Source organism: Tychonema sp. LEGE 06208, from assembly GCF_015207505.1.
In the GTDB taxonomy this organism is placed as follows: domain Bacteria; phylum Cyanobacteriota; class Cyanobacteriia; order Cyanobacteriales; family Microcoleaceae; genus Microcoleus.
Genome location: NZ_JADEWT010000142.1, coordinates 1 through 15,621 on the forward strand (window position 1 = coordinate 1; position 15,621 = coordinate 15,621).

The following is a 15,621-nucleotide window of genomic DNA, read 5'->3' on the forward strand; positions in this document are numbered from 1 at the left end:
GAACGGGAGAATGGGAGAGGGGGAGAGGGGGAGAATGGGAGAGGATTGCCCAATTACCAATTACTAATTACCAATTACCAATTACCAATTACCAATCCCTCCGCTTCGCGCTCGCCCAATTCCCAATTCCCAATCCCTCCGCTTCGCGCTCGCCCAATTCCCAATTCCCAATCCCTCCGCTTCGCGCTCGCCCAATTCCCAATCCCTCCGCTTCGCGCTCGCCCAATTCCCAATGACTAATGACTAATGACTAATGACTAATGACTAATGACTAATGACTAATGACTACTAAATCCCAAAAAGAACTTGAATTCGTTTCCTAATTTTAATAAAAGGAGCTTGTTCTAGAGAATCACCATATAACAATCCTAAATCTCTCAAAGCTTGCTGGCGTTCCGACAACTTTCGAGCAATCTGATCTGCTAAATTCGGCTGTTCAATTAAAAGTTTTTGCAAGTCGTGGCGTTCCACCACAAACAAAATTGAATCTTCGCTAGTTTTAACAGTCGCCGTTCTCGGAGTTCCCAACAGCAAAGAAATTTCCCCAAAAAACTCGCCCTCGTGAAGCGTCGCAATATACTGATCTGTTTTTTGAGAAATAACTTCTACAGCCCCGGAAAGAATAATATAAAAAGAATCGCCAGGGGCATTTTCTTTACAGACAATCTGTCCCGCTGGAAACATTTGTCGGTAGCCATATTCAATTAACTGTCGCAGTTCTAAATCCGTACACTGTTCAAAATAAGTAACTCGCCGCAACAAGTCTCGCAGAGTCCAATTATTAGGTGCTTTACCAGGGGTGATATGTTCAGAAATGCTGGAATTAGATTTGAGTTCGGCTAAATTTTTAGTATTTTGCGGAACAACTTTTCCATTGGAATGATCGTCTTTGTTGTGGTGAAAAGCTTGAGTTAACTCCTGGGGGTTTCGCAGCCATAAATCGTGCTGGGGAAAGGGAATTTCGATATTTCGGTGGCGCAATTCGTAATCTATTAAAAAATTGATTGCACTTATAATGGCATCGCTTTCCTGTGGCTGATCGATCCAAACTAAAAGTTCAAAATTTAAAGCATTGTCTCCAAAACCGCTAAACCATACTTTAGGAGAAGGATGGGACAAGACATTCGATGCCATCCGCGCCGCAACTAATAGCGCTTCAGTAACTATTACTGGGTCAGTGCCGTAAGCAACGCCGACGGGGATGTGAAGGCGGCATTTTGGGTCTCTGTAACTCCAGTTAATAATGTTAGTTTCGACAAACCTGATGTTTGGTATTATTACAAATAATCCATCAATTGTTTTGATAATTGTGGAGCGGATAGAAATATTTTCTACTGTTCCTAATAGGCGGTCAATTTCAATAAAGTCTCCGACTCTAATTTGCTGCTCGAATAGCAGGGTGAGACCGCTAATAAAATTGCTGGCAAGATTTTGCAACCCGAAGCCGAAACCAATGCCCACTACGCCAGCTAAGACGGTGAGAGAAGTGAGGTTGATGCCGGCAGCTTGCAGGACGAAAATACAGCCGAGAGTTGCTAAAATATAGCTAATGATGGTGGCAATTGATTCTCGGCTGCCACGATCAAATCTCATCCGAACTAGGAGGCTGCGCTTGATTCCTTCGCTGACGATCCGAGCTACAATGAAGGCAAATATAGCTAAGATTATTATTTTGACGATCGCACTAACGGACAGATGAGTGTCGCCGATATAAAATAGCGGAGTGCCCATCGCAGCGGATAAATGTTGAAAAAAGCGATCGGCTCGTACAGTAATCCAATTCATGAAGATTTCGTCATTCGTAATTAGTTTTGCTCGCAACTGAACCGGAAACTGCTAACTATTGCAGAGCTTAGGCGAAAAACTATAACTGGGGAGTTCCCTGTGTTGCAAAAAGTACGCGCCGCGCAGCTATCCCTCGCGGGGCCAATCGAAAATGGGATAACCCATCCGTTAGCAACGGATGAGGAGAAACTGTTTTGTAGCAGTAGCAGTATTTTCTGTATTTTCTGCCCGATATCTGTGTTGTGGCGCACAATAGGCCATGCTACTCTCGCGGCGACTGGTTGGCAATATCTCGAAAATTGGTATAAATTCAAGTAAAGCACCCTCAAGTAATCGAAAAATTCCCGTAAAAATTAGTTTATCCTTAAGAAGTCAGTTCTTTACAGAACTTAACAAGCTTATCCTAATTGACTTTTATGCAGTGCATCATCAATCGTCGAGCACAGTTTTCGGCGAGTCATCGTTACTGGCTACCGGAGTTGAGCGAAGCCGAGAACTTTGAGCGGTTTGGCCCAACAGCCCGCGCACCGGGACACGGACACAATTACGTTCTTTACGTTTCCATGATAGGAAAACTCGACGAGTACGGCATGGTGCTCAACCTGTCTGATGTCAAACACGTCATCAAGCGGGAAGTTACCAAGGATCTCGATTTTTCCTACCTTAACGAAGCGTGGCCGGAATTTGAGCAGACTCTGCCAACTACCGAAAACATAGCACGGCAAATTTGGCTGCGGCTAGCTCCTCATTTGCCTGTGAGCAAAATTCAATTGTTTGAACACCCGGAACTTTGGGCTGAATATTTAGGAAACGGCATGGAAGCTTATCTAACTCTGTCAACTCATTTTAGCGCCGCCCATCGGTTGGCTCGTCCCGATTTGAGCTTTGAAGAAAACTCGGAAATTTACGGCAAATGTGCTCGTCCTAACGGTCACGGTCACAACTATCATTTAGAAGTGACTGTGAAAGGGGAAATTGATCCGCGCACTGGCATGATTGCTGATTTGGGAGCTTTGCAAAAAGCTATTGACGATTATGTTGTGGAACCGTTCGATCATACTTTTTTAAATAAGGATATTGCTTATTTTGAGAAGGTTGTGCCGACGGCGGAAAATATTGCGGTTCGGATCGGGCAATTGTTGCGATCGCCCGTGAGGGAATTGGGCGCAGAGTTGCACAAGATTAAGCTGATTGAAAGTCCGAATAATAGCTGCGAAATTTTCGGTGCAGATTTAGATGCAGCGGATGTCGCGCGCCAGCAACCGTCAGCGGTTTTAGCTGGGGTTTAGAGTTAAAAATCGGTTTTTTTGGGGCGGTTTCACCCGGATTTGCGGCTAATTGTGCAGATTGGTGAAGCCGCCCCAAGGATTAAATTGGACGATCGCATTTTTGGCAATTTACCGACAATTCAGGCGATCGAAGTTGCTTGGGGCCGGGACAGGTTTATGGATATTTTGGTTAGGAAGTTAAGATTTTGGGAAGGGGCGCAGAAAAGGCTGTTGATGATTCCGAGGGCGATTTCAGCCGGATCGGGTACCAGAATAAATTCTTTCACCGAAGTTATACAGCTACAATTATTGGTACTTTTCCTGACAAGTCAGACACAGCCCGTATTTTGGAGATAGTAGCATCATCGCCAGCATTCCTCATCTCAGTTATTGTCAATGCTGAGAATTTGAGGTCGATCGCTGACAAACAAGCACTAATTTCTCCTAGGTGAGTTGACGTTTATGCGAGTCTCAAATGTAGCTCTCTTGACTCTGGCCGCCCTCGCATCCCAGAATGTAACAGCTAATACTAGCGCCGCTCCTGCTGCACCTCCCGTCTCTGGAGGGATACCGCAGGCCAGCAAATTTGTTGATGCCATAAATAATATCGCCTCCCGTCCGGCGGAGTCAATGAGCGCGCCGGAGACGATCGCCCACGAACAATTTTCCCCGCGAATTGCGGTAAAATCCCCTGCAGGTTTGCTAGTAGCCGCCGCCGGGCCGGAGTTATCTCCAGCAGTAAAAACCAAGGCGAATACTGCTGCTAAATCCGGCGATGAATTAACACAATCTTTACAAGAAACCTGGCTGGCTAAATTAATTGCAACCGGAGTTGAAAGCAATCCCCAAGTTCGCGACGCTTTCGATTTTCTTGCCCTGCGTACTGACAGTAATGCTGAATCTGGATATGGTTTTAATAACACCATAGCTCTGCTGAATATTTTGCTAATTCTTGGTACTATCTTTCCACCGGCGACACTTGCCTTTTTTTGGACGTTCCGGCGACTGGTAGTCAGACAGTTGGTTGCTGATGCCAATCAAAGATTGCAAGGAATCGGCGTGTTGGAATCAGAGCTAATCAATTCTAGTCAACTGACTCAAAAGTTGAGAGATGAATTAGAGTCGCAACTGAGTGCAGCTAAACAATCCATTGATTTTTTAAGTAGAGAAACTGAACTTTCCAAATCTTCCGTCGAGCAAATTGAGACTCTCAAATCTCAATTTCTCATGCACCTCCAAGTTTTGTTAACAGAAGTTTACGAGAAAAAATCTGAAATTGTTCAAGAAATATCCCAACTTCCCGCAGTTGTTGCCAAAGAAGCTGTCAAACTCGCACCTCAACCGCAGTTAAACAATTCGCAAAATTCGGAAACAGCACCTGCTAGCGAAGCAAATATGATTGCTGATGATTACATCAAGCAAGGTGAAGGGCTTTATTTTCAAGGCAATTATGATGAGGCAGTAGTCTGCTTTGAAAAAGCTATTTTAATGAATAAGAATGTGGATGAGGCTTGGTATTGGCGCGGAAATGTGTTAATAAAATTGCAGCGCTATGAAGAAGCGATCGCCTGTTACGACCAAGCAATATCGATGAAACCGGATTGTTGGGAAGCGTGGTATAATAAAGCGAATTTGCTGGCAAAATTGCAGAAGTACGAAGAGGCGATCGCCTGTTACGAGCAAGCAAGTGCCAGCGAGTCCCACACATACGCCTGTTGGCACAGCATAGCAGCTTTGTTGGGTAAACTGCGGCACTACGAAGAAGCGATCGCCAGTTACGATCGCGCCCTCGCCATCAAAACAACCGACAGCGAAATCTGGCACAATCGAGGCGCGATGCTGGGCAAAATACAGCAAAACGCCGCAGCAGTTGATTCCTACGATCGCGCTCTTGCCCTCAATCCCAACAGATACGAAACTTGGTACAATCGAGGCAATGTGCTGTGGAGATTGCTCCGCTACATTGATGCTGTTGATTCTTACGATCGGGCTTTGGACATCCGAGCTGACAAATACGAAGTTTGGTACAATAGAGGCGCAGTGCTCGGAAAAATGCAGCGCTATCAAGAGGCGATCGCATCCTATGACAAAGCAATTGCGATTAAACCCCAGGATTTTGAAGCGTGGCACAACCGAGGTACAGTTTTCGAGAAACTCTCGCAATACGAAGCAGCAATTGGATCTTACTCCGAAGCAATTAAGCTTAATTCCGAGTGTTACGAAGCTTGGTTTGGTAAAGCCGAAGCCTTAGCAAAATTGCAGCGCCCAGAAGAAGCAGTCGCAGCTTACCAAAAGGCGATCGCGATTAAGCCAGAATCCTACGATGCTTGGCACCAAATGGGTACAGCTTTATCAGAATTAAAGCGCTACGAGGAAGCAATGGCAGCTTACGATCGTGCGATCGCCATCAAGCCCGAAAATGCCGAAGCTTGGCGCGATCGAGGCGCAATTGCCTCATAATTCAAGCAGGATTGAGAAGGATTTGTTACGAGCGAAAAAACAATCATAACTAGCCACAATCCGATGAACTTTTCGGATATTTCTATCAATACTTAAAAGTATTGATATAGCCTTTCAAGCTCTCGTATAAGGCATAGGGCATAGGGCATAGGGCATCGGGCATCGGGCATAGGGCATCGGGCATCGGGCATCGGGCATCGGGCATCGGGCATCGGGCATCGGGGATACCTCACTTTTTTGAGAACCGCTATACACCTAAATTCTACCAATTGAATAAATACTTGCCGATCGAGTTATAGCCTCCTTAATAAGGGGTTGGTTCTATGTAGCAATTATTTTGCAAGAGGGTATTATACCGAATAATCTCTATATAAACGGTGGTAGTATACGATCTATTGTCGCGGACTAAAGTCCACACTACGAAACATTTTTGTTATGCTAATCGATCGCACTTGATCTTACATGATTTCCCCGGCTCTTCCAAATGAACCAGTTATTTCAAGTGATTTAGGATTGCTATAAATCTTAAAAAATCCTCCTGAAATAGATCGAAGCAATAGAAATATATAGGTTAGCTATTGGCACTCATAGCAATCCGCGATCGCCAGGATTTTTCCAGCAAACAAGTATTAATTTTGATGCTACTTTTTTGTAAACTTCGGGAACATTCATCGAACATTCTCCTTCTTGATTATTAACAGGACATCGAAGCGGAATACAGTTGCCAGAAATCGCAACAGCCTAAAATGTACGGAGAGATTACCGTATAGGGACAAACAGCAGACTAAATTTTGACATAAATGTCCGGTTTTTTTCTGCAAATCAGTTAATTTAAAAACCGCAATCTAACCCTGAAGAATCTCTACAGGTGCTTCTACCAAAAGCAAAAAAAAAATAACCTGTGGAGTTAAAAAAAATGGCAAATATAACAGGAACTCTCGGCGCAGACGTGATACCGGGTCTTTTACCAGACGGTCGTGTAATTAGCCTGGGAAACTTACTGAGCGACGATACCATCAGCGGCCTTGACGGCAATGATGCAATCAATGCACTAGACGGAAACGATCTACTTTTCGGCGGCCCCGGCAACGATTTTGTTAACGGCAATGAAGGTAACGACAGCGTTTTTGGCGGCAAAGACGACGACCAAGTTTACGGTGGTAAAGGCAACGACTTAGTTAGAGGCGACATCGGCAATGACAGCGTTTTTGGCAACGACGGAAACGACAGTATGTTCGGTGGTAAAGACAATGACACGATGTTCGGCGGGAAAGGCAACGACTTGATCCTAGGCGACCTCGGCGACGATGTACTTTACGGCGACCTCGGTTCTGATACCATGAGCGGCGGTGGCGGAAATGACATTTTTGCGATCGGGCGAGTCGGCGACGGCAAGCCCACAGCCACCACAGGCGGCCCCGGAGTCTCCGATGCCGACATGATTACCGACTTCCAAGTCGCCGGTAACGATGTCATCCAACTATTCGGCGGCCTGCAATTTAGCGATTTGCAATTCATCGACGGCACCGGTTCCAACGGCATCAGCATCGGCAATACCCTCGTTCGCGATACCGGCACCGGCGAGTATTTAGTCAACATCCAAGGTTTGACAGCAGCCCAACTGAGCGCGAACCCAGCTTGGTTCCAATCGGCTGGATTCCCGACACCAACCCCGACACCGACACCAACGCCTGCACCGACACCGACACCTGCACCGACTCCTGCAAGTGTCTTCAGCTTTAGCACAAATAATTACTCTACTCCCGAAGGCAGTCCCGCTACAGTCACAGTGATTCGCACGGGCAATACTTCCGCTCCTGGAAGCATTAGTTTTGGTACTGTTGACGGTTCAGCACTTTCTACCGGCTCGGCTGCTGACTACACTGCTACTACAGGAACTCTGAACTTTTCGGCAAATCAAACTAGCGCGACTTTCACTGTCGCGACTCTGAACGATGCTATTACCGAAGGGCCAGAGACGGTGAATGTATTTCTCAACAGCGGTAATGTGGGTACTGTCAATCCAGCCACAGTGACGATTTTTGATGCTTCAACGTCGGTATCGCCGACTCCGACTCCGACTCCGACTCCTGCACCGACTCCGACGCCTGCGAGTATTTTCCAGTTCAGCCAGCAGAGTTACAGCGTCAACGAAGGTGGCCAGGCTACGATTACAGTTACTCGTACCGATGGCACTGGTGCAGCAACAATTAACTACGCCACTGTTGACGGTTCGGCAATTTCTAGCGGGACTGCACCTGATTACAGTGTGGCGGCTGGTTCGCTGAATTTTGCTCCGGGGCAAAATAGCGCTAGTTTCACGATTTCGGCTCTGAGCGACATGATTCTGGAATCGCCGGAAACGGTGAATTTGGTACTCAGCGGCGGTAATGTGGGCAGCAATCCATCAATCTTGACGATTCTGGATGTGCCCCCTGTCCCGACTCCGACTCCGACTCCTTTTCCGACTCCGACTCCTTTTCCAACCCCGACTCCTGGAACCGCAACAGCAACCGAGTTTGTTTTTAGTGCTGCTACTTTCAGCACCAAGGAATCATCTGGCTTTGCTACGGTGACGGTGAATCGTGTCGGCCCTAGTACGGCTCCGGCAAGCATTAGCTACGGTACTCTTGACGGCACCGCATTATCTACTGGGACTGCAGTTGATTACTCCTCTGCTTCTGGTGTACTAAACTTTGGCCCTGGGGAAACTTCCAAGACGTTCAACATCTTTGTTAATCCTGATAGTGTGCCTGAAATGACTGAGACTGTTAACCTATTTCTCAACAACGGCCCAGTCGGTACTCCCTCAACAGCAAGACTAGATATTCTTGACGGCAGTGCAGGTGCGTCTGGCAATGTCTTCGAGTATAGTGCGTCTAATTACGGCCCTATCGGCACTCAGGGCGGTGGTACAACCGTTACAGTTACCCGTTCAAGTGGCTTAGGTGCAGCATCGGTTGACTATATTCTTCTTGCGGGTACTCCCGGCAGTGGGCCTGCACCTGTATTTGGTACGGACTATGCGCTTACTCCAGGCGGCCCAACTGGCGGCACCCTGTCCTTCACCGAGGGCCAACTCAGTCAAACCTTTACGGTTCAAGACAACGCATTTACTACCAATGATGGAACTGTGCGTTTAGGTCTTGCGAACCCGACTGCTGGCTACAGTTTTGGTTCCACAGCAGCAACAAGCATCACCCTGATCTAAAGCTGTTAGTAGGGCGAGCAATTTTTGCTCTACTAATATGTTTCTTGGGTACAGTCAAACCCTTTTTGTTTAAGGTTTGTCTTCTAAATTTTTCCTCTTTTTGCCGCTCCGTTTGGGGCGGTTTTTTTTATGATAAATTTATAGAAGCTGCAAATAAGGAGAATAGTTATGTCTGTTGAAATGAAAAGACGGCTATTTACAGTCCAAGAATATCACTTGATGGATGAGGCTGGCGTTTTTGGTGAAAATGAACGAGTCGAACTTATAGAAGGAGAAATTATCCAAATGGCAGCAATTGGTAGGCGTCACGCCGCCCGTGTCGATCGCCTTGCAGAGTTTTTTGGCGATCGGGTGCGACAACGTGCTATTATCCGCGTGCAAAATCCGATTAGCCTTGGATCTAGCTCTGAGCCTCAACCTGATATTGCTTTAGTACAACGTCGCGCTGATTTTTACGAAGAATCGCTGCCAAATAGCGAGGATATTTTGCTGTTGGTAGAGGTAGCAGATAGCACGGTTAATTACGATCGCGATGTGAAAGTACCTAATTATTCACGTTCTGGGATTCAGGAAGTTTGGTTGTGGGATTTAGAGGCTAATTGTTTAGAAGTTTACCGCAATCCGACGGCAAATGGCTACATTTCAGTGCAAAAATTTGAGCGGGGAGAAACGGTTTCGCCCTTGGCTTTTCCCGACTTTGCAGTGAGTATTGATGGAATTTTGGGTTAGGGTAATTTTTTGATTTTTAAACTTTGATATTTTTTATATTCCGAATTTACAATCCCCAATTTGCAAAAACTTAAACTTGATATACAATAAATTTAACTCCTCAAATCAGCGCAAGTTTTATGACTGTTGCTAAACCATTTGAATTGGAAGTCACGCATCTCCCAGACCACACTGAATTGCCAGATTCTGACGGTACTTTTGTGAAAAACTTTCAAGAACTGCCTCAAAGCATTATTCTCACTGATTCGCTGCGACCAATATTGCAACAGCTTCACCCTGACGGACGCTACCGCATCGGTCAAGATTGCGGGATTTATTGGCGTTTAACTGACCCTCCCGAACGCGGTGCCGAAGCGCCAGATTGGTTTTACGTGCCGAATGTACCACCGCTGTTAAATGGTGAGGTGAGGCGTTCTTATGTATTGTGGAAAGAATACGTTGCACCTTTAATTGTACTGGAATTTGTGTCGGGAAACGGTTCGGAAGAACGAGATAGAACGCCACCGCCCGAACCCGGTCAATCACAACAACAAAAAGTTGGCAAATTTTGGGTTTACGAACAGGCAATTCGCGTACCTTTTTACGGGATTTATGAAGTTAAAAAAGCGTCTGTAGAAATGTATCATTTAGAAGACAACTGCTATCAGCGCATGAGTGCAAACGATCGCGGTCGCTATCGGATTCCACAACTGGGAGTTGAACTCGGAATTTGGCAAGGGGAATATGATGAGATGAATTTGCCTTGGTTGCGTTGGTGGGATAGTGAAGGAAATTTGTTGTTAATAGGTGAGGAACGTGCGGCAGAAGAACACCTGCGGGCCGAACGAGAAAGCCTTCGCGCGCAACAAGAAAGCCTTCGCGCGCAACAAGAAAGTCTTCGCGCCCAGGAAGAAAAACAACGCGCCGATCGCCTTGCAGAAAGGTTGCGCCAAATGGGGATTAATCCTGATGAGGTTTGAGTGTTTTTAGGTTGTTAAATTGGGTAGGCTAGCATTTTTTTCACAGCAGGAATATCAGAAGTCGGGAAAGGGCGATCGCGAACCTCATCTATCTCTCAATATTAAGATTTCCTTAGTTGCTGCCGTCGCGCACAGAAATCAGTGATACAATCAAAAGCTTAGCTAGGGGTGCCCGAAAGTCCGGGCTGAGAAAACACCCTTAGAACCTGAGTCTGGGTAATACCAGCGGAGGGAAGCTGTTTATCAAGGAAATAAGAATATGCGTACCGAATGGATCGCGAAGCGTCAGGGACACAGTAATGTATCTCAAATGCACTACGCCCGTCAAGGTGTGATCACTGAGGAAATGGACTATGTTGCTAAGCGAGAAAATCTCCCAGCAGAACTGATCCGCGCGGAAGTAGCGCGGGGACGGATGATTATTCCGGCTAACATCAATCACACGAATTTGGAGCCAATGGCGATCGGCATTGCCTCTAAATGCAAAGTCAATGCTAATATCGGCGCATCTCCCAACTCTTCCAACATGGAAGAAGAAGTTGACAAGCTTAAACTAGCAGTTAAATACGGCGCTGATACCGTGATGGATTTGTCCACCGGCGGCGGTAATTTGGATGAAATTCGCACTACAATCATCAATGCTTCGCCGGTACCAATCGGTACTGTACCCATTTACCAAGCTCTAGAAAGCGTGCACGGTAATATGGAAAGTCTGACGGCGAATGACTTCCTGCACATCATTGACAAACACGCTCAACAAGGTGTTGATTACCAAACTATTCACGCCGGAATTCTGATCGAACATTTGCCTTTAGTCAGAAATCGGATTACTGGGATTGTCTCTCGCGGCGGTGGCATTTTGGCACGGTGGATGCTGCACCACCACAAACAAAATCCTCTCTACACTCACTTTAACGACATCATTGAAATCTTCAAAAAATACGATGTTTCGTTTAGTTTGGGAGATTCTCTGCGCCCCGGTTGCACTCACGATGCGTCGGATGAAGCTCAATTAGCCGAACTCAAAACTTTGGGACAATTAACTCGCAAAGCTTGGGAACATGACGTGCAGGTAATGGTGGAAGGCCCTGGCCACGTTCCTATGGATCAAATTGAGTTTAATGTCAAGAAACAAATGGAGGAATGTTCGGAAGCACCTTTCTATGTTTTGGGGCCGTTGGTGACAGATATTGCACCAGGTTACGACCACATTACTTCGGCAATTGGGGCGGCGATGGCTGGTTGGTACGGTACTGCTATGCTGTGCTACGTGACACCGAAGGAACATTTGGGATTGCCGAATGCTGAGGATGTCAGAAACGGGCTGATTGCTTACAAAATTGCGGCTCACGCTGCGGATATTGCGCGGGGCCGTCCGGGTGCGCGAGACAGGGACGATGAACTCTCGAAAGCGCGTTACAATTTCGATTGGAACCGTCAATTTGAGCTGTCATTAGATCCAGAACGAGCAAAGGAATATCACGACGAAACTTTGCCGGCGGATATCTACAAAACTGCTGAATTCTGTTCGATGTGCGGGCCTAAATTCTGTCCGATGCAAACGAAAGTTGATGCCGATGCTTTGACGGAATTGGAGAAGTTTCTTGCTAAGGAACCTGTAGCGCTAAGCTAATTTCGATCGGGCGGGCGGATTGTTTCGCCCGCCCTTGGCCATTCAAAAGCAACGAGGTAAGGGAGGTAGAGCCTCCGCACCTGCATTACCAGGCTCTTCCTGGTAACGAGGAGGGAGGAGACAATTTAAAGATTGATAAGCTGAGCTTGGTCTGGTAGCGACGGATTATCGTAAGTAATAGTATAAATTTATACTTATAAGGCTTTTTTTTTAAGTATAACCAAAAAAGCTGAAATCAAAGATGGGCTTTTTGAAAGTAGAGAAATCCGAAGTATTTCCGCAAAGAAAAGACAGGTTAGATAGACTTATGATGTGCTATTTAAGTCTTCGAGAACCATCGCCCCAATCATCCCCCCAACCATCGATAGCTCGGAAAAACACCGTGCCGCAGTCAATGATTTTGGCACTCTTATATTGTGGGCCACGCCAGGATTTTGTTTCGCTGTTTGATTTTTCCGTGTCGCCCGGTTCCCACTATCGACTAGATACCAATTGCACCCGGCCGGCATCCATTTCATCCATTAATAACTCTAAAGCCTCATAATCAATATCCGAGATGTACCCCAAACGGGTGAGCTCGTAGTTGATTTCGTTTTCAATATCAGGCGTCAACTGCTTAATGTAGAGGGCTTTTTCTACCAGATGACGAATAGCATAAGTTGCTTGCATATTAGCTCTGAGAACTCCATACACTATAATTTTACTATTAACAGTCGATCGCGCGCGCGATCCAAATCACCACTAATAAGTGATTTAAATTACATTGATTGGTTTAACTTAACAGCTAGCACAAAGTCGATCGCCATTTTTAGAGTTGCCAAGACTTGCGATTGGTAGCATCAATAAAAAACAGTATAGCAGCTTACGTTTCCTATCCCAATCCTGCGTAATTTTGCATAAATAAGAGTAAATAAATAAAAATTAAGTAAAATTAGTGAAAACAACTTGTCGGTTTCCCCCAGAGCAAGTTAGGCTCAAGGTATAAAATAGATTTAGACTGACAACCAGATAACACCATAGTAGACAATACACAGAAACCATAGGTTAAAAATATGCAGACACTTCTTGCTCCGAAACCAATTACAGTGATTCAACCCTTATACCACCTGAATGCAGCTACCTCCGGAGAATTCGGACAGCAAGTAACAACAGCAATTGAGACTGAGGGAATTGTGGCGGTACTCGTAGATTTGGGCGCAGTAACATTTATTGATAGTGCTGGTTTGATAGCATTGGTTTCCGGCTTAAAGCAGGCAAAAAAAATGGGGCGCAGGTTTAGTATTTGCTCAGTTTGCACCCAGATTAGGATGGTTCTGGAACTCAGCCAACTCGATCGAGTTTTTGAGATATTTGAAAGCGTCGAAAGTTTTGAAGCGGCCAACTCCCGCGCCCCCAATCACTGGTAGAATCCGGCTAGAGGTCAAAACCAGCCACAAAACACAGCAAATTTGAGTGAAATGCCCGAAAATACAGCAGACTTTCGCTGGCGTGTTGGGCGATTTTAAGGTAGGCTGCTTAGGAGTCGCAAATATCAGAGCGAGTCGAGCCGTGGCAGTAAAAATCGAAGAATTACTTACAGCAGAAATTAATCAGCCTGCTCGTTATCTGGGTAACGAGTTGGGGGCGGCGCGCCAGCCTTGGGATGCAGCTCGCGTGCGTTGGGTGCTAACTTATCCAGAAGTGTATGAAGTTGGTGCTTCCAATCTGGGACACATCATCCTTTACAATATTTTGAACGCTTTGCCGAGGCAGTTGTGCGATCGCGCTTATTTGCCCGCACCAGACTTGGCAGCAAAACTGCGATCGACCAAAACTCCCTTGTTTGCAGTAGAATCAAGGATCTCGCTCACAGAATTTGATATTCTCGGCTTCAGCCTCAGCTACGAACTCGGAGCCACAAACATTCTGGAAATGCTGGAACTTGCCGGCATTCCCCTAACTTGGAAAGAAAGAGCGACAAATCCTCAAAATGGTGGCGATTGGCCGCTGATTTTTGCTGGCGGACAAACCGCAACATCCAATCCCGAACCCTACGCTGACTTTTTTGACTTCATCGCCTTGGGAGATGGAGAAGAATTGCTCCCAGAAATCAGCTTGGTTTTGGCAGAAGGTAAAACTAAAAATTTGAGTCGAGAAGCGCTGTTGCTGGATTTAGCGCAAATTCCCGGCGTTTATGTCCCGCAATTCTACGATATGGCGGCAGACGGTTCGGTTCATCCCAACCGCCCGCAAGTTCCCGCTCGAATTCTGCGCCGAGTCGCGACTCCGATACCAGCTTATTCGATCGGCCTAGTGCCCTACGTGCAGACAGTACACGACAGACTGACAGTCGAAATCCGCCGGGGATGCACCCGCGGCTGTCGCTTCTGTCAACCGGGAATGCTGACTCGCCCCGCGCGCGATGTGGAACCGCAGCAAGTCGTAGAGGCGATCGAACAAGGGATGAAAGCCACCGGGCACAGCGAATTTTCCCTGCTTTCCCTCAGTTGTTCCGACTATCTCGCACTCCCAGCAGTCGGGATGGAAATCAAAAATCGCCTCAAAGATAAAAATATCTCTCTGTCTCTACCCAGCCAGCGGGTTGACAGATTTGACGATAATATTGCTGACATTCTCGGCGGCACGCGACAAGGCGGTTTGACTTTTGCCCCGGAAGCTGGTACGCAGCGGATGCGCGACATCGTTAACAAAGGTTTGACAAACGAAGAATTGCTTCGGGGCGTGAAAACTGCGGTCGATCGCGGTTGGGATAAAATCAAGCTGTATTTTATGATCGGTTTGCCCGGAGAAACAGATTTTGATGTGCTGGGAATCGCCGAAACAGTCCGCTGGCTGCAAAGGGAATGCAGGCTCAATGGCCGGCGACCACTGAATTTTAATTTGACAATTTCTAATTTTACGCCCAAGCCTCACACTCCTTTTCAGTGGCACTCGGTTTCGACTGCTGAGTTTTCTCGCAAGCAAAAACTCCTGAAGGGAGAATTTAAAGCGATGAGAAATCTTAAGGTGAATTATACTGATGTGCGGCTTTCGGCAATGGAGGATTTTGTCGGACGGGGCGATCGGCGTTTGGGCCCTGTGATCCGCCGCGCTTGGGAACTTGGCGCGGGTATGGATGCTTGGTGGGAAAGTTTGGATCAAGCTTACCAAGCTTGGACTCAGGCGATCGATGAATCTGACCTTACTTGGAAATACCGCCAAGTTGAAAGCGGCGAATGGAATCTGTTTGAGGAGAAGGAAGAGGAGAAGGAAGAAGGAAGTTCGGCAACGGATTATGTAACGGATGTAACGGATGTAACGGATGTAACAGATGTAAGTCCGTCGGAAGAAGTCCGAGGGGAGAAGGAAGAAGGAAGTACGTCCGCTTCTTTTGTAGCGGATGTAACGGATGTAACGGATGTAAGTTCGTCGGAAGAAGGAAGAAGGAAGAAGGAAGAAGGAAGTACGTCCGCTTCTTTTGTAGCGGATTTAACGGATGTAACGGATGTAAGTCCGTCGGAAGAAGGAAGAAGGAAGAAGGAAGAAGGAAGAGAAATCAAGGAAGATTTTCCCAATTCTCCCCCTCTCCCCTTCTCC

General features: G+C 46.5%; 11 protein-coding genes, 1 pseudogene and 1 riboswitch. Of the genes and pseudogenes, 10 read left to right on the plus strand and 2 right to left on the minus strand.

The features are described 5' to 3' along the window. Window positions 1-236, plus strand: a pseudogene (locus IQ263_RS28940) (hypothetical protein); the annotation flags it as partial. A 52-nt stretch (window positions 237-288) separates the two neighbouring features. Here the strand turns inward: IQ263_RS28940 and IQ263_RS25230 are convergent. Continuing rightward, window positions 289-1,785 (minus strand): cyclic nucleotide-binding domain-containing protein, encoded by a 1,497-nt coding sequence (locus IQ263_RS25230; protein WP_194070856.1) that lies wholly within the window; start codon window positions 1,783-1,785, stop codon window positions 289-291. A 416-nt stretch (window positions 1,786-2,201) separates the two neighbouring features. Between IQ263_RS25230 and IQ263_RS25235 the strand changes: the two genes are divergently transcribed. From IQ263_RS25235 to thiC, 7 genes are all read left to right on the plus strand, one after another. Next, window positions 2,202-3,074: a 6-carboxytetrahydropterin synthase gene (locus IQ263_RS25235; protein ID WP_194011975.1), complete on the plus strand. Its 873-nt coding sequence runs from the start codon at window positions 2,202-2,204 to the stop codon at window positions 3,072-3,074. Between the two features lie 18 nt (window positions 3,075-3,092). Then, the gene (locus tag IQ263_RS25240; RefSeq protein WP_194070857.1) at window positions 3,093-3,410 is read left to right on the plus strand and encodes a hypothetical protein; all 318 of its coding nucleotides are present in this window, start codon (window positions 3,093-3,095) and stop codon (window positions 3,408-3,410) included. 105 nt (window positions 3,411-3,515) lie between these two features. Continuing rightward, window positions 3,516-5,513, plus strand: coding sequence for a tetratricopeptide repeat protein (locus IQ263_RS25245; RefSeq protein ID WP_194070858.1), 1,998 nt, complete (start codon window positions 3,516-3,518; stop codon window positions 5,511-5,513). 916 nt (window positions 5,514-6,429) lie between these two features. Further along, window positions 6,430-8,724, plus strand: coding sequence for a Calx-beta domain-containing protein (locus IQ263_RS25250; protein WP_194070859.1), 2,295 nt, complete (start codon window positions 6,430-6,432; stop codon window positions 8,722-8,724). 168 nt (window positions 8,725-8,892) lie between these two features. Next, window positions 8,893-9,453 (plus strand): Uma2 family endonuclease, encoded by a 561-nt coding sequence (locus IQ263_RS25255; protein ID WP_194070860.1) that lies wholly within the window; start codon window positions 8,893-8,895, stop codon window positions 9,451-9,453. A gap of 119 nt (window positions 9,454-9,572) precedes the next feature. Then, complete coding sequence (locus IQ263_RS25260) at window positions 9,573-10,412, plus strand: Uma2 family endonuclease (RefSeq protein ID WP_194070861.1); 840 nt, start codon at window positions 9,573-9,575, stop codon at window positions 10,410-10,412. Window positions 10,413-10,566: 154 nt separating this feature from the next. Beyond that, window positions 10,567-10,663, plus strand: a riboswitch (TPP riboswitch). 8 nt (window positions 10,664-10,671) lie between these two features. Further along, the gene (gene thiC, locus IQ263_RS25265; protein ID WP_194070862.1) at window positions 10,672-12,045 is read left to right on the plus strand and encodes a phosphomethylpyrimidine synthase ThiC; all 1,374 of its coding nucleotides are present in this window, start codon (window positions 10,672-10,674) and stop codon (window positions 12,043-12,045) included. Window positions 12,046-12,519: 474 nt separating this feature from the next. On the opposite strand, the gene IQ263_RS25270 is transcribed toward thiC, so the two are convergent. After that, window positions 12,520-12,714, minus strand: coding sequence for a hypothetical protein (locus IQ263_RS25270; protein WP_193975465.1), 195 nt, complete (start codon window positions 12,712-12,714; stop codon window positions 12,520-12,522). A gap of 383 nt (window positions 12,715-13,097) precedes the next feature. Here IQ263_RS25270 and IQ263_RS25275 point away from each other — a divergent pair, with 383 nt between their 5' ends. Continuing rightward, the gene (locus IQ263_RS25275) at window positions 13,098-13,451 is read left to right on the plus strand and encodes an STAS domain-containing protein (protein ID WP_194070863.1); all 354 of its coding nucleotides are present in this window, start codon (window positions 13,098-13,100) and stop codon (window positions 13,449-13,451) included. Window positions 13,452-13,593: 142 nt separating this feature from the next. Then, a partial coding sequence (locus tag IQ263_RS25280) for a TIGR03960 family B12-binding radical SAM protein (RefSeq protein WP_339384759.1) occupies window positions 13,594-15,621 on the plus strand: 2,028 nt, incomplete at its 3' end.